The 22,336-nt window shown below is 33.7% G+C and carries 21 protein-coding genes; 11 read left to right on the forward strand and 10 right to left on the reverse strand.

All coding sequences use genetic code 11. From position 1 onward, the window contains the following. The first annotated feature begins 200 nt into the window (after positions 1-200). On the forward strand, positions 201-647 hold the full coding sequence (locus HMPREF2846_RS04420) for a MarR family winged helix-turn-helix transcriptional regulator (protein WP_002480459.1): 447 nt from the start codon (positions 201-203) through the stop codon (positions 645-647). Positions 648-810: 163 nt separating this feature from the next. Here the strand turns inward: HMPREF2846_RS04420 and HMPREF2846_RS04425 are convergent, their stop codons facing one another. Beyond that, positions 811-1,974, reverse strand: coding sequence for an aminotransferase class I/II-fold pyridoxal phosphate-dependent enzyme (locus HMPREF2846_RS04425; protein ID WP_070625871.1), 1,164 nt, complete (start codon positions 1,972-1,974; stop codon positions 811-813). A 156-nt stretch (positions 1,975-2,130) separates the two neighbouring features. Then, on the reverse strand, positions 2,131-3,141 hold the full coding sequence (locus tag HMPREF2846_RS04430) for an acyltransferase family protein (protein WP_070625873.1): 1,011 nt from the start codon (positions 3,139-3,141) through the stop codon (positions 2,131-2,133). 149 nt (positions 3,142-3,290) lie between these two features. Here HMPREF2846_RS04430 and HMPREF2846_RS04435 point away from each other — a divergent pair, with 149 nt between their 5' ends. Then, complete coding sequence (locus HMPREF2846_RS04435) at positions 3,291-3,710, forward strand: MarR family transcriptional regulator (RefSeq protein ID WP_070625875.1); 420 nt, start codon at positions 3,291-3,293, stop codon at positions 3,708-3,710. A gap of 109 nt (positions 3,711-3,819) precedes the next feature. Here the strand turns inward: HMPREF2846_RS04435 and HMPREF2846_RS04440 are convergent, their stop codons facing one another. From HMPREF2846_RS04440 to HMPREF2846_RS04460, 5 genes are all read right to left on the reverse strand, one after another. After that, positions 3,820-7,602: an N-acetylmuramoyl-L-alanine amidase gene (locus HMPREF2846_RS04440; RefSeq protein ID WP_070625877.1), complete on the reverse strand. Its 3,783-nt coding sequence runs from the start codon at positions 7,600-7,602 to the stop codon at positions 3,820-3,822. 444 nt (positions 7,603-8,046) lie between these two features. Beyond that, positions 8,047-8,469, reverse strand: a complete 423-nt coding sequence (locus HMPREF2846_RS04445; protein ID WP_070625879.1) for a GNAT family N-acetyltransferase — start codon at positions 8,467-8,469, stop codon at positions 8,047-8,049. Between the two features lie 95 nt (positions 8,470-8,564). Next, complete coding sequence (locus tag HMPREF2846_RS04450; protein ID WP_002480465.1) at positions 8,565-9,035, reverse strand: DUF2538 family protein; 471 nt, start codon at positions 9,033-9,035, stop codon at positions 8,565-8,567. 18 nt (positions 9,036-9,053) lie between these two features. Continuing rightward, entirely contained in the window at positions 9,054-10,316 is a 1,263-nt protein-coding gene (locus HMPREF2846_RS04455) for an LCP family protein (RefSeq protein WP_023015849.1), read from the reverse strand. Positions 10,317-10,524: 208 nt separating this feature from the next. Then, on the reverse strand, positions 10,525-11,442 hold the full coding sequence (locus HMPREF2846_RS04460) for a DMT family transporter (RefSeq protein ID WP_070625881.1): 918 nt from the start codon (positions 11,440-11,442) through the stop codon (positions 10,525-10,527). 128 nt (positions 11,443-11,570) lie between these two features. Here HMPREF2846_RS04460 and HMPREF2846_RS04465 point away from each other — a divergent pair, with 128 nt between their 5' ends. The 7 genes from HMPREF2846_RS04465 (at position 11,571) to HMPREF2846_RS04495 (ending at position 18,279) form a co-directional block, all read left to right on the forward strand. Continuing rightward, the gene (locus HMPREF2846_RS04465; RefSeq protein ID WP_057510946.1) at positions 11,571-12,044 is read left to right on the forward strand and encodes an RrF2 family transcriptional regulator; all 474 of its coding nucleotides are present in this window, start codon (positions 11,571-11,573) and stop codon (positions 12,042-12,044) included. Between the two features lie 128 nt (positions 12,045-12,172). Then, positions 12,173-13,825, forward strand: coding sequence for a phospho-sugar mutase (locus HMPREF2846_RS04470; protein WP_070625883.1), 1,653 nt, complete (start codon positions 12,173-12,175; stop codon positions 13,823-13,825). Positions 13,826-13,876: 51 nt separating this feature from the next. Then, on the forward strand, positions 13,877-15,028 hold the full coding sequence (locus tag HMPREF2846_RS04475; protein WP_070625885.1) for a serine hydrolase domain-containing protein: 1,152 nt from the start codon (positions 13,877-13,879) through the stop codon (positions 15,026-15,028). Positions 15,029-15,158: 130 nt separating this feature from the next. After that, positions 15,159-16,274, forward strand: coding sequence for a serine hydrolase domain-containing protein (locus tag HMPREF2846_RS04480; protein WP_141751861.1), 1,116 nt, complete (start codon positions 15,159-15,161; stop codon positions 16,272-16,274). Between the two features lie 189 nt (positions 16,275-16,463). Then, entirely contained in the window at positions 16,464-17,078 is a 615-nt protein-coding gene (locus tag HMPREF2846_RS04485) for a PepSY domain-containing protein (protein ID WP_057510943.1), read from the forward strand. A gap of 325 nt (positions 17,079-17,403) precedes the next feature. Continuing rightward, positions 17,404-17,733 carry a PTS lactose/cellobiose transporter subunit IIA gene (locus HMPREF2846_RS04490; RefSeq protein WP_002480473.1) on the forward strand — a complete coding sequence of 110 codons (330 nt, stop codon included), beginning with the start codon at positions 17,404-17,406 and terminating at the stop codon, positions 17,731-17,733. Positions 17,734-17,748: 15 nt separating this feature from the next. Beyond that, positions 17,749-18,279: a PTS transporter subunit EIIC gene (locus tag HMPREF2846_RS04495; protein ID WP_070625887.1), complete on the forward strand. Its 531-nt coding sequence runs from the start codon at positions 17,749-17,751 to the stop codon at positions 18,277-18,279. Here HMPREF2846_RS04495 and HMPREF2846_RS04500 read toward each other — a convergent pair. The 3 genes from HMPREF2846_RS04500 to HMPREF2846_RS04510 all read right to left on the reverse strand — a co-directional run bounded on the left by HMPREF2846_RS04500 (position 18,254) and on the right by HMPREF2846_RS04510 (position 21,335). Continuing rightward, complete coding sequence (locus HMPREF2846_RS04500; RefSeq protein WP_070625889.1) at positions 18,254-19,630, reverse strand: recombinase family protein; 1,377 nt, start codon at positions 19,628-19,630, stop codon at positions 18,254-18,256. The genes HMPREF2846_RS04495 and HMPREF2846_RS04500 overlap by 26 nt on opposite strands. A gap of 192 nt (positions 19,631-19,822) precedes the next feature. Continuing rightward, complete coding sequence (locus tag HMPREF2846_RS04505) at positions 19,823-20,539, reverse strand: type II toxin-antitoxin system PemK/MazF family toxin (protein WP_070625891.1); 717 nt, start codon at positions 20,537-20,539, stop codon at positions 19,823-19,825. Between the two features lie 79 nt (positions 20,540-20,618). After that, complete coding sequence (locus HMPREF2846_RS04510) at positions 20,619-21,335, reverse strand: XRE family transcriptional regulator (RefSeq protein WP_070625893.1); 717 nt, start codon at positions 21,333-21,335, stop codon at positions 20,619-20,621. 134 nt (positions 21,336-21,469) lie between these two features. On the opposite strand from HMPREF2846_RS04510, the gene HMPREF2846_RS04515 reads away from it, so the two are divergent. Together HMPREF2846_RS04515 and HMPREF2846_RS04520 are read left to right on the forward strand one after the other, a co-directional pair. Continuing rightward, positions 21,470-21,739: a helix-turn-helix transcriptional regulator gene (locus HMPREF2846_RS04515; RefSeq protein ID WP_057510385.1), complete on the forward strand. Its 270-nt coding sequence runs from the start codon at positions 21,470-21,472 to the stop codon at positions 21,737-21,739. A 16-nt stretch (positions 21,740-21,755) separates the two neighbouring features. Then, positions 21,756-22,336: ParB N-terminal domain-containing protein (locus HMPREF2846_RS04520; RefSeq protein ID WP_141751862.1), on the forward strand; the 581-nt coding region annotated here is incomplete at its 3' end.

Consider the following 22,336-nt stretch of genomic DNA (forward strand, 5'->3'; position numbering starts at 1 on the left):
AATTATAAAGTGCACGTTAGGATTAATATATTTTAAAAGCAGGCATAACTCTTTATTTTATGTGTATTATTATGTGTTTTATTTTGCGGAGTGAGTTAAACAAATTATATAAAGCAAGCACAAATTTACTTAATAAATAAAACTATTTAATTGACATTCATTATGATGTTGAATATATTTTAAGGTAGAGGTGAAATTATATGAGTAATAGCACAAAGAAGAATTTAGATCACGACTTATGTTTTCTTTTTTATATCACAACAAAAGAAGTGATCAACCGTTTTAACAAGTTTCTGAAACAATACAATATCAGCTTCCCCAATTATATGGTCTTATCTTATATTGAAGATGATGAAGAAGTGTTTGTGAAAACACTTTGCAATAAATTGTTTTTAGATTCAGGGACAATCAGTCCAATTGTAAAGCGCTTAGAAAAGAAGAACTTGGTCATTAGAAAAAGACTACCTGAAGATGAACGAAAAGTGATGTTAAGTTTAACTGAAGAGGGAAAAGAATTAAAAGCACAATTCAAAAACATTTCAACACAAGTAATTAATCAATTGAATTTAGATTCTGATGAAAAAGAAGATTACTATAACATGATGCGTGGTTTCGCACAAAAGAATCTAAGTCAACCAGAAGTTTAGTCAAGTCAACAAGAAATACTGAGAATAAAGAGGGAATGTTATGCTCATAAGAGAGGATAATTTTTTTAGGGATAATATTAAGATAACCCGCACATTAAAAAGAATAAAAAAGAAAGTGAGGTAGAACTAGCGAACTAGTCTATCTCACTTTCTTAATGATGATTTATTTTACATACTGATTTAAATAATTTTCAAGACGATCCATACCTTCTTTGATGGTATCTAAGTCATAAGCATATGAAATACGAATATGACCTTTACCTGCATCTGTAAAAGCAGAACCAGGTACCATCGCAATATGACCTTTTTCTAAGGCATCGACACAGAAATTAAAGTCATCTTCAATACCGAATGGTGCAAGGCTCGGGAAAATATAGAATGCACCTTCAGGTTCGGCATCAATTTTAAAGCCCATATCAAGTAAACGTTGTTTTAAATAAGCTAAACGTTCTTTGTATGCTTTATTCATCGCTTTTGGCGCATCGATGCCATCTGTTAACGCAGCGATACAAGCGATTTGAGCGGGTACATTGGCACAAATCGTATTATAGGCATGCATGAATGTCAATTTCTTTATTAAGTACTCAGGGCCTAGTAAAAAGCCAATACGGATACCTGTAGCTGAATGAGATTTACTTAAACCGCTGATTAATAATAATTGACCACGTAAACCTTCAAATTCCGCAAGGGATGTGTGTTTACCTTTAAAGGTATTTTCAGCATAAATTTCGTCACTTAACACAAAAATTTCGTGTTGTTGTAACTCTTCAGCAATCGCTTCAGCTTCTGTTCTATTTAAAATAACTCCTGTTGGATTGGTAGGGTAGTTTAAAAGAATCGCTTTTGTTTTATCGTTTACATGTGAACGAATTGCTTCAGGCGTAATTTTAAAGTCTGTTTGTGTAGTATCTACATAAACAGGATGACCGCCTAATGTTTCAATCAATGGAATATAGCCTGCATAAATAGGACCAGGAATAATGATTTCATCTCCAGGTTCTAAGATGCTCCGTAAAGCTGTATCAATAGCTTCACTTGCACCATTCGTCACAATAATTTCTTCTTCTGTGTAATCCACATTATAACGAAGGTTGAAGTATTGACGGATGGCACTTCTTGTTTCCATTAAGCCTTTATTATGAGAATAACTCGTTTCATCATTTTCAATCGCTTTAATATACGCGTCTTTAACCACATCAGGCATAGGGAAGTCAGGTTGACCGATTGTTAAGTTGATACAATCCGGTATATTTTTAATTCGGCTTGAAAATTGTCTGATGCTTGGCGCACGTAAAAATTTAGAATTTGTATTTAAAGATAATTTCACTCTGTTAACACCTCAATTGATTACTGCACTATGTAAGTAAATGCTATCTTATCATATTGTAACACTGAAAACCGTCAAAAAGTCTGAATTGCTTTAATTTTAAGTCGATAATTGTCAAAAGAAAAGTGAGGCAATGTTGATTTGCCTCACAATGCTTTATAATTTAGATTTAAATTTTGATGGTGACTTGAGGTTGATGACTGGATTGGTCCATTTTGCTACAAAGTTTGTGGATAACAGATAGACAATGAGTGCTGTTAAACCAATCAAGTATAGGTAAGTCCACAACGTAACTGGGTCCTGGAAAGGATAAAGTTTAAAGCCTCGAATCAATCCAATCGCAATACCGTGTAACAGATAAATGTACATAGTACGTTGGCCAATATACGTAAACCAATGTAATCCTGAAGGGATTAGGTTCAAGAATGAGAACATCGTGGCACAAATAATGATATAGAGCAATAGACGTTTCAATGGACTATAGACGTCAGGACCATCTAAAGAACTATATGGTGAGCTGCCGAGCAACCAATCAGAATTAATCGGATGAATCATATATACGATATAGAATCCAACTAAAATCAATAATGAAATTGGAATTAACTTCTTATTTCTCAGTAACATCGCTTGATGTTTATTCATTAAGAACCCTAGATAGAAAATAGGGAAGAACACAATCGTTCTTGAATAACTCATATAGCCGTCGATATCAGAAGAGAATCCTGCCAATAAAGACACTATTACAGCAATCGGTAATACGTAATAAGCTTTATAGTTCTTTACAATCACTAAGACAACATGAAAGATAAAGAGCGTAATTAAGAACCATAACGCAAAGACAGGATCAAATGGATCCAAGTGCAAGTGACTGCTTTTACCTGTCAGATAATAATAGATTGAGAAGAAACTAAAGAACACAAAATAAGGTACTAATAGTTTTTTCGCAACTTTTTCTAAATGATCCGGCTTACCGATATTTTTCGCAAAGTAACCACTTATAAATAGGAAAGAGGGCATATGGAAACTGTATATTAATAAATACAGTGCACCCATGTGCTTATGTCCTTGTACATAAGGGTTTAATAAATGTCCGAATACCACTAAATAAATTAAAAAGGCACGGGCATTATCAAAATAATAATCTCTATGGGATAGTGATTTATGCATATGTAAACTCCTTTTGAGATTTTAGATAATCTTAACGTATTATACATACCAACTTAAATGCAAGATAAACAACTTTTGCAAGTTAATGTTGTGTATTTTCCGCAAAAAACTTATAATATGTATATTAAAACTAGCGGGGTATAACATCTATGTTTAAACAACTTGAACAACAAATAACAATGACACACAATGATTTGATTATCGTAAATAAACGTTTTGGGCAACGCGCTAATTTAACAACTGAACAAATTGAACTTTTACGAATTTTGAATGAGCATCATAGTTTATCACAATATGATTTAACAATGAAAATCGGAAAGGAACAATCTATTGTTTCAAGATGGATTAAAAAACTCGTCAATTTAGGTTATGTGATCAGTATTCAATCGAACCATGATTTACGTTGTAAAGTATTAAGTGTCACGCCGAAATCCGAAGAATTAATCAATCAAATTAATGACGCTCGCCGAGAATGGTTACAAAAACACTGTGAAGAGTTATCCGCTGAAGATGTGGAAACACTATATAACTTACTAGCAAAATTAAATAAAAAAACCTTTTACATTTAAAAAGAATGCGGTATACAGAACTTGTATACCGTATTTTAATGAATAAGGACCTGCAGCATTTTATTATTACGCTGCAGGTCCTTTTCAAATATCAAAATGATAATTTGGATTAAACGCGATAAATATCTGTATCGAAGTATTTACCAGTTTCACCGATTTTATCATACATTTGTTTCATTCTTGTCGCATTGTGGCTTGCCCAGTTGATGTCAGTCGCATATTGATGCGTAGCTGGTTCGCTTGGATTCCAACGCATGCGGTAAAGTGTGTTTTGACCTCTATCTAAGTAGTCGCTTGTGATGAACTTAGCTCCACCGATAATCGCTTTTTCTACAGTATCCCAACCGTAGTGTGCTGCTGTTTTGAAGCCGCCACGTACTGCATCTGTGTCAATCGCACCGATACCGAACATATTGTAGTATTTTCTAGGTTCGTTTGTCACAACTTTGTTGGCGTTGTTGACATAACCGCCATTAGCTAAAGCAGATGTACCGTTACCAGTTTCAAGTAAGGCATGTGAGATTAAATAGATTTCGTTAATGTCATATGTTTTAGCTGCTTGTGTGAAAGCTGCACCTTGTCCTTCTAAAATCCCTTTACCTTCAAGTAATTTATTTACACTGCTTGCTGAAAGGGCTTGTGCTTTGTCTAAACGTAAGAATTGATATTTTTGTGTCGCATCTTCTGTGATAGTTCTAGGGTCCATCGCAGTTCTTACTTCATCTTCTGATGCATCATCCCATTGACCAGGCACGTGTTGAACTTTAGGTGACCAAGGTAAGTTCATTTGTTTTGCGACTGCTTGATCAAATGAGTAGTCAGAAACATTTGTACGTGTCAATGTATTACGAACATCTGCAGCTTTAACCCAAGCTGTTTGTCCGTTAGCTAAGACACCATGATACCAAGTCACACCATTAACTACTTGTCTTTCGAAAACTGTAATGATGTTACCGAATTGGTCTTTTAATGAACCTAATACTTGGCCATTTGGCGTTTTGTAGTAATAACCTTTATTGCTTGTCACGATATAGTCGTGGTTGTATTTCACAGCTGGTTGTTGTTTTTGTGCTGAAGTTGTCGCAGCTTTAGCTGTTGTTTTAGGTGTTAATGTTTTTTCAGCGACCCAACCAGTTTTACCATTTACAGTACCGTATACATAGGGTGTTTTGTTGACTAAAGTACGTTTAATTGCTTTGAATGTACCATTTTGTTTTGTTAATGGATCAATTAATTGTTTTGCTGTACCCCAAGGTGTTGTGTACAGACCATTTGATTTTGTATTAACGCTGTATTGTTGAGATGTAGGTGTTACAAGACCTTTATCCGCAACTCTTACATCTTTTGCGTTAACCCAACCAAGTGGCGTAGTTAAACCGATATTTTGTAATAGGTAGTATAATGTACCGTCTTGGTTACGTTCTCTAGTGATGTTGTAAGTGTAACCTAAGAATTTCGCAGCTTTCGCACCTTTTTTATCATAAACACTTGCACGTAAACCGTAGTTATCAGATACATATTGACCTAATTTGTTTACTGTAATTGTTTTGTTTAATGGTGCTTTAGTTGTTTGTGTTGCAGCTTTTGTTGTTGTAGCTGCTTTTGCAGTAGGTTGAACTTTTTGAGCAGTTGTTTTCGCAACAGATTTTACTGTATTAACACCTTTCTTCGCTGCAGGTTTAACCGCTGTTTTAGTAGTTTTAACTGCAGTAGTTGGTTTAGTTGCTGGTTTAACAACTTTTTTAGTTGTTGTAGCTGCAGGTTTAACTGCTGTTTTAGTCGTTGTTTTCGCAACAGGTTTAGCAGTAGGTTTAACTGCTGTTTTAGTTGTAGTTTTTGCGACAGGTTTTGTCGCTGGTTTCACAGCTTTTTTAGTCGTTGTTGTTTTAGAAGGTGTTGTAGTACTTACACCTTTTACTTGTGTTGTTGGTTTGTTGACTGTTGTTTTAGGTGCAGTGTAGTTAGATAATTTAGCGATATCTACCCAACCAGATTTACCGTTTACAGTACCGTATACAAATTGAGTAGGGCTGACTTCTGTTTGTTTAGAAGCTTTAAATGCTTGTGCACCTGTACCTGAAACAGTTGCGACAGCTTGTTTATCAGTACCCCAAGGTGTGCTGTATAATTTAGTGCCTGATTGAACACCATAAGTTTTAGTATTAGTTGTAACAGGATGGCCGACTTTGTATGTGATGTCGCCAGTTTGTACCCAACCATAATTTGTACCTTTATTATAATCACTGATTAAGTAGAATGATTTGTCACCTAATAACGCTTTTTTAGTTAAGCGGTATGTTTGGTTATTTAAGTTTGAGTTTTGAACACCAGCTTTATCATAAACTGTTTTATATAAACCGTTGTTAGTGTTGTTGAGACGACCTAGTGAATCTACTGGAATTAATTTTAATTGAGATGTATTTGTGCTAGGTTTTGTTGTCGGTTTAGTTGTTGGCTGAGTAGGTTGAGTCGGTTGTGTTGTTGTATTTGATGCAGTACCCCAAGGTGCGACAACGCCTTCTTTGATTAAATATTTTTCATTGATTAAATCATAAAGCGCATCATAGTTATAGCCGCGTGATTGTAAGTAACCATGTGGATCGACATGGTCTGTACCACCTAAGAAGTTTGAAACTGCACGGTGAGTCCATACTGTACCACGACCATCATATTCAGCACTATCTGGTTTTAAACCATAATATTGTAAGTTTGTTGCTGCATAGTCAGCGATATTGTTCATTTGACGCGCAAACGAATCTTTATCATGTGTATGCACAAGTTCCATGTGAATGTAACGTTCGTTGGCTACTGGACCAGCACCCCATGCAAGGTAGTCTGTGTTCGCTGTTTCAACGATACGATTACCATCTACGAAACCATGAACAAAGGCATTTTGCCAGTTGTTTTTCATATAAGCAACTTCGTTATTCAATGTTGAATTTTCATTCGCTGTATCATGGATTACGATACCTTCAGGTTTACCATAACGATAATTATATTTAGGAATGTATGAAGAATAATCTTGCTCATACGTTGGTACTTTGTAATTTTGTTGACGAATGTAATCATTGATTGATGATTTCACTGTTGGTTTATATTTTGGTAGTGATGGTTTAGGTGCACTATAAGTTGTTTGTGCAGGTTGCGCAGAACGTGTTGCAGTTTGTGTAGTTTGTGCTGAACGCGTTGCTGTTTGCGTAGGTTGTTGTACTGAACGGAAAGTCGTTACAGGTTCAGTTGAACGTGCTGCATATGTTGTTGCTTTAGGTTGCTCAACTTTTTGAGGTGTTGTTTGATTTACTGATGTTTGTGCTTCAGGTTGAGAAGCTTTGTTTTGTTCAGATACAACTTGTTTTTGAACAGCTTGTTGTGCTTCTTGAGTTTGTTGTTTATTTGCTTGTTCTTGTTGTTGAGCAGCTTGAGCTTGTTGTTCAGCTAATTTTTGTTGTTCTGTTACCTGCACATTTTGAACCTGTGCATTTGTTTGTTCTGTATCTTGTTGTGTAACATTAGCAGGTTGATCAGTTGTATTGTTTTGAGCATCTGCAGTTGGTTGTGCATTTGCTTCATTACTTGGTTCTGCTTGATTATTTAATTGATCAAGTTTAGAATCGTAACTCAAATTCTCATCATTTTCTTTTGGCTGTACTTGTGTAGGGTCTTTGTATTGTTGTGTACCAGCAATAGTTTTAGCTGTATCCTGAGTTGCTTGTTGATTTTGAGCCGTTTGATTACCTGTCGGCTGTTGATTCTGGTTTACATTGCTTGTAGTATTTGTAGGTTCTGAAGTTTCTGAATTACTTTGCGCATATGCTTGGTGCGTTGTAATAGCAGATCCTGCGATTATTAATGCAATGATTGCTGGGGTTTTGTAATGAAACTTTTTAGACATAAAATGATACTCCTTTTAACAATATATTATTTTGAATATATTACAGTCTGTAGATAAACGTCTGGATTGGTAATTCTGAATTTCCTAGATGTTTGATTCTTAACGTCAGTGAAGTTCAAATCTGTGGGTGACGTTAGAAAATAGATGACTTGATGATGTTATTAACACATTGGTAGTTGTTGAAACGCATTATTAACATTTATCCAGGTCATATCATTTCTACACACAAAGCTACTAGCAGACTGAATGAATATGACACTATGTCAAAACTATGTAATATATCATTTTCATATATTATAATACGACTAAAGTAGGATAGAGAGGTTTTTAATCGATTTGTAATCAAACCTTAATGTGAGTGCTCAATTGTTTATAAAGTAAATAGTTACTAAATGTTACATTAATATGGCTTTTAATCTATAAAAATTGTAAATTTCATAGAAATTATAACGCTTTCGACATTGTTATATGTTCAATATTTTCCTCTAGAAATACGTCGCCCTCGGCTTTATAACCCAGTGATTCATAAAAAGCTTGTGCTTGAATTTGACCATTTAAAACTGCTTTTGAAAATCCATCGTCTTTCGCAATTGTTTCAATATATTTCATTAAATCGCGACCAATCCCTTGTTTTCTGTAATCTTTCAAAACTGCAACACGTTCCATTTTTGCAACACCATTGTAATCTCTGTAACGTGCAGTCGCAATAGGGCGTTGGTTATCATCATATCCGATAATATGTTTAGAGACATCTTCGGATTCATCCAATTCATTTTCTAAAGGTACATTTTGTTCATGCACAAAGACTTCGATTCTTACATCAAACACATCTTGCATTTCCTTTTTGCTTTTTGCGATTTTAAACATATTCATCATCCTCATATTTATTTTTTAGATACGATATAAGCGTACAAAAAAATCGTTACAGATGCATGCATTCATGCGCTGTAACGATTAATTAATTATTGGGCATATTTACGCACAATGGCTGTATATTGCCAGAATATACGCATTTGCGCAATATTCCAGTTATTCATACCCATTGTGAAACCTGATGGTTTAAAGATATTAACGTCAGTCACTTCAAGAGCTGCCGCAATTAAATATTGAATTGGAACACTGATGCTTTTCATGGTTTCAGTAATTCCATTTTGATCATAAACCCAAGAGAAGGGTAGTTCAGATTCGAATACGTCTACACGATCAAAGATTTCAGGCAGGGCAACGATATAACAAGCACCATCAATAAATGGATTTTCAACACTATCTTTATAGTAAAGCAGTAACGCTTCATAATTCTCTCTATGCGCATGGTTCACATAGAAGAATTCATTTCTGAAATGTGCCATATCTTTACTGTGGATGATTTGTTGCTCTAAAATACCGAACATTCCATTGATATTATTTAATTTCTCATAGGTTTTACGTGGCATACGTTATCGCTCCTCTTTCTAATAAAAGTCTTGACCAGAAGGCGCTTGTTGCTGCGCTGGGTTATTATTCATATTCGGATTTTGTTGATTACCTGGGTTCTGATTTTGATTAAAGCCGTTATTTGGATTTTGTTGGTTATTCCACTGTTCATTACCCGAATTATCGTATTGTTGATTATTATTTGATTGTTCATCTTGAGATTGGTCATCAGATTCTTCATCTTCAGTCGTATCTTTTTGATTGTCTCTTAGTAAACTGTCATCAATTGGTGTTAATGGTAGTAATTCACCATATTGTTTGATAACGCGTTCGTTTAAGAATTCATCTTTATCTTTGATTTTAGATAGACCTAAATCCGAACGTAGTAAGTTCGCATATTTCTTGATGCTTTTGATATCTGGATTGTAATAATAGATACCATTAAGTAATTCGTTATCTCCTTCGATTTGGGCTGTTTTAATATCTAAATCAGCTGGAAGGTAAGTCGTAAGTAATTTTTGGATATCTTTGTTTGAAAGGTTATGTTTTGAGTTTTTACCTACAATTTTAATTAAGTTATCAAGTTTGTTTACTTTATCTAATTTTTGCGCTTTTGTTGCGAGGATTTTAATTAAATCCATTTGACGTTGTCCTCGTTTTAAATCGGAATCATGATATCTTGTTCTAGCTACAGCTAATGCTTGATCGCCATTTAATTTATGATAGCCTTTTTTGACTTTAATACGACCATCATCGCCTGTATTCGGCTCATTTAAATTGTATGGCACATCATAATAAATACCGCCAAGTTCATCAACAGCTTGTACGAAAGCGTCCATATCAATACGTACATAGTAATCGACTGGTACATTTAATGTAGCTTCTACTGCATCCATTGAAGCATTCGGTCCACCAAATGCATGCGCATGTGTGATTTTATCAAAGTAACCGACTTTAGGAATATAACTGATAGTGTCTCGTGGAATACTTAACATTCTGACCTGTTTCTTATCAGGATTGAATGTTGAAAGAATCATTGCGTCTGTGCGTGACTTCTCAGTGGCTTGACCGCCTTCTCGTCTGCCTTTGTTATCATCTATTCCTAAAAAAAGTATAGAAATCGGCTCCTTTGCAGGATTGACTTTACCATCACGTAAATTCGATACTCTATTGGAATTATCGCTGAACGATGAATCGATTGCGCTTCTAGAAGTTTTATATAACATCACTGCGAAAATAATAGGAATAATGACCAGGACGAGTGAAAGAAGTATTAAAAAATACTTGAAAATTTTATTCATTAGTTTTGCTCCCGGTTTCAATTTTAAGATGTAGCAATCCTATAAATAGGCAGCTAATGCACCGCTCATGGATTGCCGATAATTTTGCTCATTATAACCATATATTTTAATACTAATATGGCTAAATTACAAACTTTGTATCCCACTTATTATTTCACAAAACAGCAGATTACTAAAGATAAATCAGAAAAACTTCTAATAAATTACATCACTCGTTTGACTGTGCTGAATGATGATTAACGATTATTAAAGCAATCACTACAAATAAACCGCCGATTACTAAGCTGAAAGTAAATTTCTCATGTAACCAAATAATAGAGAAAATTGTTGAAGAAACTGGGACTAAAAATAAGAAGCTGCTTGCGACTGTAGCTCCACCGATACGAAGACTTAAAAACCACAAGCCGAACGATCCGATAGATGCTGGGATAATAAGCCATATTAAATTAAACCAGCCAAAAAAGCTTAAGTCGAAAATATGATAATGTTCATTGGAAACAGCAGAAATAATCAACATGATAAACCCGCCGATAAATAGTTGCCAACCTGTGAGGACCCATGGCCCTTTATCGAAAGCAACCATTTTAGTGACTACTGTATTGACAGCCCAACATAAAGATCCTAAGAGTGCATAAAATGCACCGATACCTAAAGTTGATTTATCTAATCCTAAACAGATTACTACACCTGTAATACCTAGAAATAACGCTAATACTTTTAATTTTGTCAATTTATCATTTAATAGAAAATGGGCTAAAAAAGCTAACCATAAAGGGTTTGTAAATAAAATGATAGATGACATTGAAGATGACAATCCTTTAGCCATTGATAAATTTAAAAAGCCCATTGTACCAGCTGTTTGCAGTAAGCCAATAACAATGACAAGGATTGTTCCTTTAGTAATGTTTTGATTAGAAGCGGGCACGAGCGGGCGCCAACCACGTAAAACAAGGGTGATTAATAACATAAGTAGACCTGCGATTAAAAAACGCCATCCGCCAATATAAAATGGAGGTGTACCATCAACGGATATTAAATATTTTCCTGTAGGAAACGAAGAACCCATAAAAATTGTTGTGAAAATTATACTGAAAAGAAACGTATGTTTAGAACTTAGCTTTTCCATGGTATATCTCCTCACTTTCATTTAAAAAAATTAGAAAAAATTATACAATAATTGTAAGTATAAATCTCTATTAGGGATATTGTTTATCTCTAATGTATAAATTAAAACTTTAAGGATGGTGTGTCAATATGAAATTATCATCAGGATGGGAACAATCTATCTATGTTTTACTTATATTAAATGAATTACCTGACGGAAAAAGTATCAATTCACTTGCTTTAAGCGAACGATTAAATACTTCACATTCATATTTAAAGAAAATTATTAAGTTACTCGTAAATGAAGGACTTATTATTTCAACGCCAGGTAAAAATGGTGGATTTTCATTAGAAAAACCTTTAGAAGAAATTACATTTTATGATGTGTTCATGGCAGTAGAAGGCAGAGGGAAAATATTCGCGAGCCAACACTTGTTACGTAATTTTTTAGGTGAAAATGAAGGTGAAAAAGCACAAAAATGTGCGGTAACTGAATCATTAACAATTATTGAGGAAACTTTAATAAATACTTTAACTAGTATTACACTTGAAAATGTATCAAAAGATATAAAAAACCATTATGATTTAACAGAACTTCAGTCTTGGGTCAGTGAGAATATTTAGTCCAGAGATGTATGTCAATCTGAAAAACATAAGTTATAATAAAACTATTGAAGTGAAGTAATATTATCTATTATTGAGGACTATTGACTTATAGTAGATTTAAATCATAGAGAGGAGCATAAGTAAGTATGAAATTGAATTGGGAAAACAAGATAGATGAAAGTTTAGTTTCAGCGTTTTATAAAGATCAAACTGAAAATATTAAAAATGAAGGATTTGAAGATACACTCGCTTTTGGTACAGCAGGTATCAGAGGGTTAATCGGTTTAGGACCTGGCCGTTTAAATGCCTTTACAGTGCGTAAAGTTGCGGTAGGTTTAGCTAAATATTTAAGCGAACATAAACCTGAATCATTAGTCGTGATTCATTTTGATACACGTTTCTTATCAGAAGAATTCGCACATGAAATCGCAGCAGTACTAGCACAATATGAAGTGAAAGCTGTAGTAGGCAAACGTTATAATTCTACACCTGAATTATCATTTGCGGTACGTTATTTAGAAGCAGACGCTGGTGTTATGATTACAGCGAGTCATAATCCTAAAGAATATAATGGAATTAAAATTTATGGTGCAGACGGCGGTCAATTATTGCCTCAACCTTCTGAGATGTTAAGTAGTTATATTAATCAAATTGAAGATCCATTAGACATTGAAGGCGGAAATTTTGAAGAAGGACTAAACAATGGCTTCATTACATACTTATCAGAGGATGTTACAGAAGCTTATAAAGCAGAAGTAATTAAATTAGTTGATTCAATTCCAACGCAGACTGAAAAAATTGCGTTAACAAGTTTACATGGTACAAGTCTACCGATTCTATCCGAAATCTTTGAAAAATTAAATTACAGCAATTATGTCATCGAAAAAGAACAGTCACAACCTGACGGCAGCTTCCCGACAGTTGCTTATGCGAACCCAGAAGAAGAACAAGCCTTTACGTATAGTTTACGTTTAGCTGATCAAGAAGATGCCCAATTGATTTTAGCAACGGATCCTGATGCTGACCGCTTCGGCATGATCGAACGCTACAAAGATGGCACACACCGTTACTTCAACGGCAATGAAATCGGCTTAATCTTATTAAAACTGCGTCATGACCAATTAAAAGCAGAAGGTACAAACCAACCGTTATACATGGTGAAATCTATCGTCAGTAGTGCAGCCAGTGATCGCTTAGCACAAGCATTAGATTTAGAAAGTAATACAGTTTTAACAGGATTCAAATTTATTTCTGAAATTCTTCAAAACAAACAAGATACTGATGAACAATTGGTATTAGGTTATGAAGAAAGCCATGGTTATCTAGCAGCACCATTCTCAAGAGACAAAGATGCGATTCAAATGATTCCATTAGTGGTTAAATACAAAAATGAATTAGCCCAACAAGGTAAAACGTTTAAAGGTGTCTTAGATGAAGTTTATGCTTTGACAGGTATCTTCAAAGACAAAACGATTTCACCTAAATTTGAAGGTGCTTCAGGCAGACAAAAAATAAATGATTTACTTGAAAGTTTCAGAAAAGAACAACCAGATACATTACTTGGGTTAAAAGTGAAACAAATTGAAGATTATCAAACGAAGACCATTACAGACTTAGTCAATCATCAAACAGTGGAAACAACATTACCACAAAGCAACTTAATCCGCTTCATTTTAGATGAAGGCTTTATCGCGTTAAGACCTTCAGGTACAGAACCTAAAATTAAAGTGTACTTCTCATTAAATGTTGAAGATTTAGAAGCTGTTGTTACACAATTTGAACAAACGTATTTGGATTAATAAAAATGAATTAAACAAACAAGAAAGACATATCGATAAAAGAGGAAATGAATGAATAGAAGAATAAAGAACGGCATTATCTTTGTCGTTGTAGTTACGTTGTTGGTTGGTGTATTTTCGGTTTATTTAAATTGGAAACATCATCAAAGCTATAGTCAGCATCAACTACCGAAAATAAGTGGAAACGCACAGTCAAAAGAAAAAGCAAATTACTATACTGTAATGAAAGATAATGCAGTAGACCCTAAAATTGATGCATATTTAAAAGGAAAAGGTTTTAACGGTACAATTACGATTTTTCATAAGGGTCAGTTAATTATGGACAAAGCGTATGGCTATCAAAATTTTGAAGAGAATAAGAAAAATACACCGAACTCTATGTATTTGATCGGTTCTTCTCAAAAGTTCACAACAGGCTTATTATTGAAACAATTAGAAAGTGAAGGCAAAATAAATATTAATGACCGATTGGATAAATATTTGACGTGGTTTAAAACAGAGCAACCCCTTTATTTGAAGGATTTAATGCTGCATCGAAGCGGTTTAAAGAAATTTACTGGCAGCAATACAGCACACAGTAATGAAGATGTTGCGAGAGAGTTACAACGTGCAGGCATTCAACCGAGTAAATATCATAAACATCAATATAATGATGGGAACTACATTATATTGTCTGATGTTATCCAAAAAGTGACACACAAGTCATTTGATCAATACTTTGATGAAAAATTAAAAAATCCGAACCAATTATATAGAACAGCTTTCTATAATGAAACACAATATCAACCGTTTATGGCACAAGGTTACAATGCTGAAAAACAACCGATGACTTTAAAATTTATGGACCATTACTACGGTGCAGGTAATTTGTTTATGTCAACGAGAGATATGGCAAAGCTGATCGCAAACTTGCAAGAAAATAAAATCTTATCTCCAAAAGATACGGAAGGGTTATTATACGAATTACACACACCAACTTACAATGAACCTTATCGTTACGGCTTTTATAGTTATGATAATGGTAATCGTGTTAATGGTATGTTTTTCGGTCATCAAATGACCAGCTATTTTAACAAAGATTATATCGTGGTAATGGGAACGAACTATCAATATCCGAAATACGTTAATGAACACTATATGAAAGATATTTTTGTGAAACAATTACATCAGCCAGATCCAACTAAAAAAAGCGGAGTCATTTGATTTAAACCGTTTTTTAATATCAAAACAAAAACGATATCAAATCAACTAACGTATCATTTCAAGACGTGACATCAAGTGAAGAGGACAACAATGAAGAGAAAACTAATAAAGATAATGATATTTATTACTAATGGTCGCACTTATAGCCGGTGTGATAACTTATTATTTAAATTGGAAACATTTTCAACAATACGGACATCATCATAACCTTTTGAAAACTAAAGATAATCATCCATCAGTTCAAGTTGGAAGTTATAAAACTGTAATGAATGAAAAGAATGTGCGCTATACAGCCATTGATGAATATTTGAAAAAACAAAAGTTCAATAGTGATATTGCGATATATTACCAAGGTAAACTCGTGATGGATAAAGGATATGGTTATCAAGACTTTATCAATCGTAAAAAGACGAATCCTAATTCAATGTATTTGATTGGGTCAGCGCAAAAGTTTATGACAGGTATGATGCTTAAAAAGTTAGAAACAGAAGGTAAACTCAACATCAACGATGAAGTGACAAAATATCTACCTTGGTTTCAAACCAATGAACCTTTGATTCTGCGTGATTTTATGCTGCATCAAAGCGGTATACAAATGTTTCGCCCGAAAACGAATATCCATAGTATAGATGGAGCAGTTCATATGTTGCAGGAACAAGGGTTGCAGCCGGATATGTTTAGAAAGCATCAATATAATGATGCGAATTATATTGTGTTAGCGCGGGTGATTGAAGCGGTCACTAAGATGTCATATGCAGATTATTTCAATCAAAACTTTGTGCAACCATATGAATTGAACCAAACAGCCTTTTACAATAACACTGCTTATAAACCTTATATGGCTAAAGGCTATAATGAATTAAAAATACCAGAGTTTCCTGCATACATGGATCAATATTATGGGGCAGGTAATTTGTATATGGCACCTAGAGACATGGGGAAATTTGTCTTAGCATTACAAAATCAGAAGATGTTTAATGCTCATACTACAAATCAACTCTTACATGCAGTGAACACCAAAGAGTTTCCACATGCATATCGTTATGGCTTTTACAGTTTTGGTCAGAGTGCGCGTGCGAATGGTATCTTTTATGGGCAACAATTTACTTGCTACTTCAATAAGGATTATATATTAGTGATGGGCACTAACTATCAAAAACCAGTTGGTAAGAATGAAACATTAATGAAAAAGATTTTTATGGATTATCTGAAACAACCAGATCCTACTAAAAAAGCAAAACAGTAGAATAAAAAAGTGAAGTAATAGACTGTTTCATCTACAGTGATATGTAGAGCGAGACAGTCTATTTTGTTTGGAAACAATTTCTCAAATAAAGAGAAAACAATATATTTAAATGTATAATAACACAAAATATTGGGAATAATTTAAATAATTCATGGCGTAACGGGTATATAAATACAAGGAGGAATCGATATGCAGAAAAAAATGCTTTCTTTATTAGTCGCTTCCGGTTTAGTACTTGCTGCATGTGGACAAGGCGGATCAAGCGATGAAAACAAAAATGATTCAGAACAAAAAGCCAATACAGAACAAAAACAAAAAGGTGATACTTCTGGTACAAGCGAGACTGGTAAAAACAGTAACGTTATTAAACTAGGAGATATTAAAACTCAACCTGAAGATGCAGTAAAAACTGCTAAGAAAGAATATGATGGTGAATTAAAAGAAATCTCATTTGAAAAAGAACAAGGCAAATGGGCATATAAAATCGATTTACAAAAACAAGGTGAAGAAGGAGAAGTTATCATCAACAGTAAAGATGGCAAAGTCATGAATAAATCAACTGAAAAAGAAGATGATTATGACAAAGCAAAATCATTCAAATATGAAGACTTCAAACCTTATGATGAAATCATCAAAAAAGCGAAAGACAACTTCAATGGTGATATCCATGAATGGTCATTATCAAGAGATAGTGACGAAGGTAAATTCGTTTACGATGTAGACTTGCAAAAAGGCAACTCTAAACAAGAGTTCAGCTTGGATGCAAAAACAGCTAAAATTTTAAAAAATGAAAAAGATGACTAATCTTTAAATACGAAATGGACTACTTAGGTTAATGCCTAGGTAGTCTTTTTTTACGTCAAAATGAAAGGGAATTCATTCAAATCTTTAAAGCGCTGTCAATTTTATGTAGATTATGTAACTTATTTGTCATAAATAGCTTGAAACAACTATAATTTTTAAAATTTGAATTGACTAGTACGAGTTAAAAAGTTACATTATTATTGTGAACAAAAACGAACAATAACGAACATAAAAAGCTGCGATAATTTTTTATATGTTCATGTTGTATCGTTGGCGTTGATAATTGTAAATTACACATTTTAATTCAACCTAAGGGGGAAACACCATGAGCAACAAAGAAGAAAACATGATGATTGGTTTCACAATCGTTGCGATTGCAGGTGATGCACGTCGAGAAGTAATGGCAGCTTTAGCCGCTGCTAAAGAAAACGATTTTGAACAAGCACGTCAACACATTGTTGAAGCCAACAACTTTATCACAGAAGCACATAAGGAACAAACGCAAATGTTAGCGAAAGAAGCAGCAGGAGAAGCATCTGATATTAGTTTTATCATGGTTCACGGTCAAGACCATTTGATGACTACAATGGCTTTGAGAGACGCAGCAAACTACATGATTGACTTATATGAACAACTCCGTGATTTAAAACACTAATAAGCAGGTGACAGCATGAATAAAATTATTAAAATGATTGAAAAAATGAAACCTTTCTTTGAAAAGATTGCATCTAACCCGTATTTAACTGCAATCCGTGATGGTTTCGTAGCTTTAATGCCAGTCGTTTTATTCTCATCTTTATTTATCTTGGTAGCTTATGTACCAAACGTATGGGGATTCCACTGGCCTAAAAACATTGAAGACATCATCATGAAAGTTTATAACTTCACGATGGGTATGTTAGCCGTCTTCATGGCAGGTACTGTAACTAAATCACTTACCGACAACAGAAACTTGAAATTACCTAAAACGAACCAAATCAACGTAATTTCAACTTTCGTAGCTGCTGAAGCTTCGTTATTAATCTTAGCAGTTAAACCAATCAAAGATGGTATCAGCATTGAATTATTAGGTACTAAAGGATTAATCGCAGCATTCTTAGTCGCATTCATCGTGCCGAACATCTATAAATTCTGTATTGGTAAAAACATCACAATCAAAATGCTAACACCACACACTACAATAGAAATGAAACATCTTTAATCTTAACCTCGTTAGGACTGTTGACTGTCTTATTTCCTCTTATCAGTTCGATTTGGATTTTATCTATAGTCGCTGCCACCAAATCTTCTTTCTTATCTTCGCTCAAGTTCTCCCAACTTTTTTGTAGTAATTTTTGAATCTTAACTACTTGTTCAAATTCTAGTTCATGGTTTTCAACTTCTTTTTCAGAGGCTTGTTTTAACAACGTATCTGTTTCTTTCATTCTTGCTTTAAATTCGTCATCAGTCATTAGATCCATAGCCCATGCTTTTTGATATTTTTCTCGTTGACGCATGACTTTAGCGATATCTATTTCGAATTCTTCTTCGTCATCATTATTTTCAGGAGGTTCGATTGTATCGAAACTTAAATTGTTAAGATATTTAATAAACGCTTCTTGCATCATATCGTATCTGATAATGGTAGAAGGCTTTTTCTCTCTAGAACATTTATCACATTTATAATATTGTCTTAGATAGTAGCTCCCATCAGCACGCTTGATTTTGTTTACATTTAGATGTAAAAATCTGCCACAATTATTAGGACATTCTATCTTACCTCTAAAAATAGAAGCGTGATTTTGTTTATACGTATGTCTGCGGGTACTTAATATCTTTATAGCTGTATTATAATCTTCTTGAGTAATGACAGGTTCATGTGTATTCTCTTTGAAAAATTTACCGTATTTCGTGTGTCCGTGTGCAGTAGGTGAGTGTAGTATTTGAATTACCATTGTCTTATTGAACTTGACGGGAGTGTCTTTCATATTACTTAATTCTTTACCAATCTGTGTTGCTGATATATTTTCTTTAAGTCGCTTAATAATGTAATCAACGTACTTTCTATTTTCATTTGGAATCAATTTGTTATCCACTAGATCGTAATAAAAAGGAACATGACCGAGATATTTACCACTCTCTAACGCACCTTCTTTACCATATAACGTACGCTCTCTCGTTGTGGCACGTTCCCACTCTGCCATTGCGCCTACTAGAGTAACAAATAGGCGTCCCATTGCATTTGTAGTATCATAAACCTCTGTTGCACTTCTAAAAGCAACGTTGTTCTGGTCGAAGATTTCTAATAAGTCCAGTAAGTCACGTACTGAACGTGTTAAGCGGTCTAATTTATAAACAAGTACCATATCAAACTTATCAATATCTTTAAGTAACTTTTGTAAAGATGGACGTTCAAGAGAACCGCCTGATATACCAGCATCTACATAAACATCTACAACTTTCCAATCGTTTATATCACAAAACTGTTTCAATTTTCGCTCTTGTTCTCCGATAGAATAACCTTCGTTTGCTTGCTCTAACGTACTTACTCTTGTGTATATTGCTACTTTCATTAACATTCCTCCTCAAAAAAGGTAAAAATAATAAGGGTACGGTGGTGTACCCTGAATTGCATAAAAAAAGACACCTATATAAAATAGGTGCCACTTATAATTATAAGATTACACGGTTTACTATTCGTAGATGAATAGCGAATATCAATAATGTTTAGGGGTTAAACCCTTATATATTGGTATAGTAGCACCTTATTCGATTTTTGGCAAGGAAAGCAAATCTAAATTTATTTTATTTATTATAGCTAAAAGTGTTAAAGTATCAACGCTTACATTACTGATTTCCTTGGGATAAATATTCTTAATTCTAAATTTGCTAATAGGCTGAAACGAATTAACGCATGCATAAGTTTGATTGTTTAAATTTTTAAGCTTTTCAATAGCATCTTCAGTTTTTTTAACGTCTTTATCAATCTTATTAATTTTTGGAGATGATGCATTTTTCCATTTGATAAATTCAGTAAACTTTAATTGAACCTCTTCATCAGACATTTCGTATGGATTAAATTCGTTTAATTCTTTCAAAAGCTTTTCATACTCTTTCTTTTTATCATTAAGTGTATTTATAGCATTTTTTATATATTTTATTTTTATATCAATATTTATTTTGAGATACTTAGGATTGTATTTAGAGGAAAGTGGAACAACATTTATAATATCTTCTTTATTACTATCATTATGATTTAAAACAATAGCAAAGTGAGAATTTGAAAACTCATGATTTATATTTAAGCCGAAATCAACAAAAACAATATCTCCTTGTTTAAATTTAGGGTAATAACCTTTGTGCTTCTTTTCTGATTCGAATTTACGTAGCAAATAGTGTAATTGGTGATCTATATTCTTAAATTTAAAGTTGCCTGAAGTTTTTAGTTTGTGAATTCTTTGATTAAAATTAAATTTTGACACTTGGCTCCCTCAACCTCCTTTATACTATTAACTTCGTTACTTCCCATCCTCTACCTCCTTCGCCCCAGAGTGGAGGGGGTTATAAAATCACTTTCCCCACCAGCTCTACGCTTTGGTTCTCGTAAAAGTGCAAGTCAGGGTATTCTTTATTGAGTGAAACTAATGTCAATCTGTCGTCTTCCACATATACTTTCTTTACATATGCCTCACCATCAATAATGAATACTCCGATTTGGCCATTTTTAATTTCATGTGTTTTCTCTATAAATATAACTTCTTTATCATGAAACATAGGCTCCATTGAATTACCATTTACTTGCAGTGCTAGATCATGAATAGGCACATCACCTTTCACCGCTACTTTAAATTGAGGCTCATCAAAAATCTGTTCGCCAGTACCAGCGGAAACATAACCATACACAGACGCTTCGTTTACTTTGTTATCCTTGTAGTCATTGAAATCTACGACGTTATCCTTTGTACTATTTTGTAATTCCAATTGATGTTTTGCGTAGTCTAGAACGTTGTGTTGGCGTGGAGGTGTGAGTTGATTGTACACAGTTGTGATGTCGTTGTCTTCTTTATATGTAGTGTCTATGTCACTTTTAACAATTCCGAAAACGTCAGCTATTTTTTGAATTACCCCATGTGAAGGGTTTGAGCGTAAATTTAAATAATCACTTAATGTAGATGGTTTGATACCAATTAATTCAGCTAATTGCTTTTGAGTCATAGTAGATTGTTTTAAATACTTTCTTATATTATTAGCAATAATTTTGTTGCGTTCTTTGTTCATAGGTCACAACCTCCTTATTTCGCATTATACGAAATTTTCATATCAAAGTAAAGTTTTTTACGAAAAAATCGAATTTTATGTTGACAATACGAAAAAATCGTATTATATTAGAGTTACCGAAAGGCGGTGACAACATGAAAACATTAAAAGAGTTAAGAACTGATTATGGTATGACTCAAGAAGAATTAGGAGACTTATTCCAAGTATCATCACGCACAATTCAAAATATGGAAAAAGATTCTACTAATATAAAGGATAGTTTGCTTTCGAAGTATATAGACGCTTTTAATGTTAAATACGATGATATTTTTTTAGGCAACGAATACGAAAATTTCGTATTCAGGAATAATAAAAAGGAATCAATCATTTTAGCATTTAAGGAGAAGCGCAAACAAACAACTTAATAGGAGGTGAAATGAATTGAAAGAAATAGAAAACATCGAAATAAACAAACTAAAATTCGACGATGATATCAACCAACTTGTCCCAGAAATGACTGAAAAAGAATTTGATGATCTAGTGGCTAATATCGAAATGCAAGGTCAACATACGCCGATTCATATCAATTGGGATAACACAGTGTTGGACGGTCGTCATAGAGTGAAAGCTTTAAAAGAGCTAAACACTAATACAGTCAAAGCAATTAGAGAAAATCTTGAAAAGGATGAAGCTCTTAAGTTTGTAAGAGATACAGCAGTTGAACGCAGAAATTTAACAGCTAATCAAAGATTGAACATTGTGTTAAACGCAAAAGATTTAATCGGAGATATTCAAGAAAGAGCTAGAGAAAAAAGAAGGAAAGCATTGGAAAAAGCTAATAAAAATAATCCAAACCACAATAACAATGGTTTTGGTTCAGCTGAACTAAAACCATCAAAAACAGAGAGTCACAAAATGGATAAACCAGTCATCACAGAACAGTCTAAAACCAACCAATTTGACACACCAGTTCACGAGAACAAAGAACTAGCAGAACTTGCTGGTGTCAGTAAATCAACTGT

The organism is Staphylococcus sp. HMSC056G08 (assembly GCF_001812305.1).
Lineage (GTDB): Bacteria > Bacillota > Bacilli > Staphylococcales > Staphylococcaceae > Staphylococcus > Staphylococcus simulans.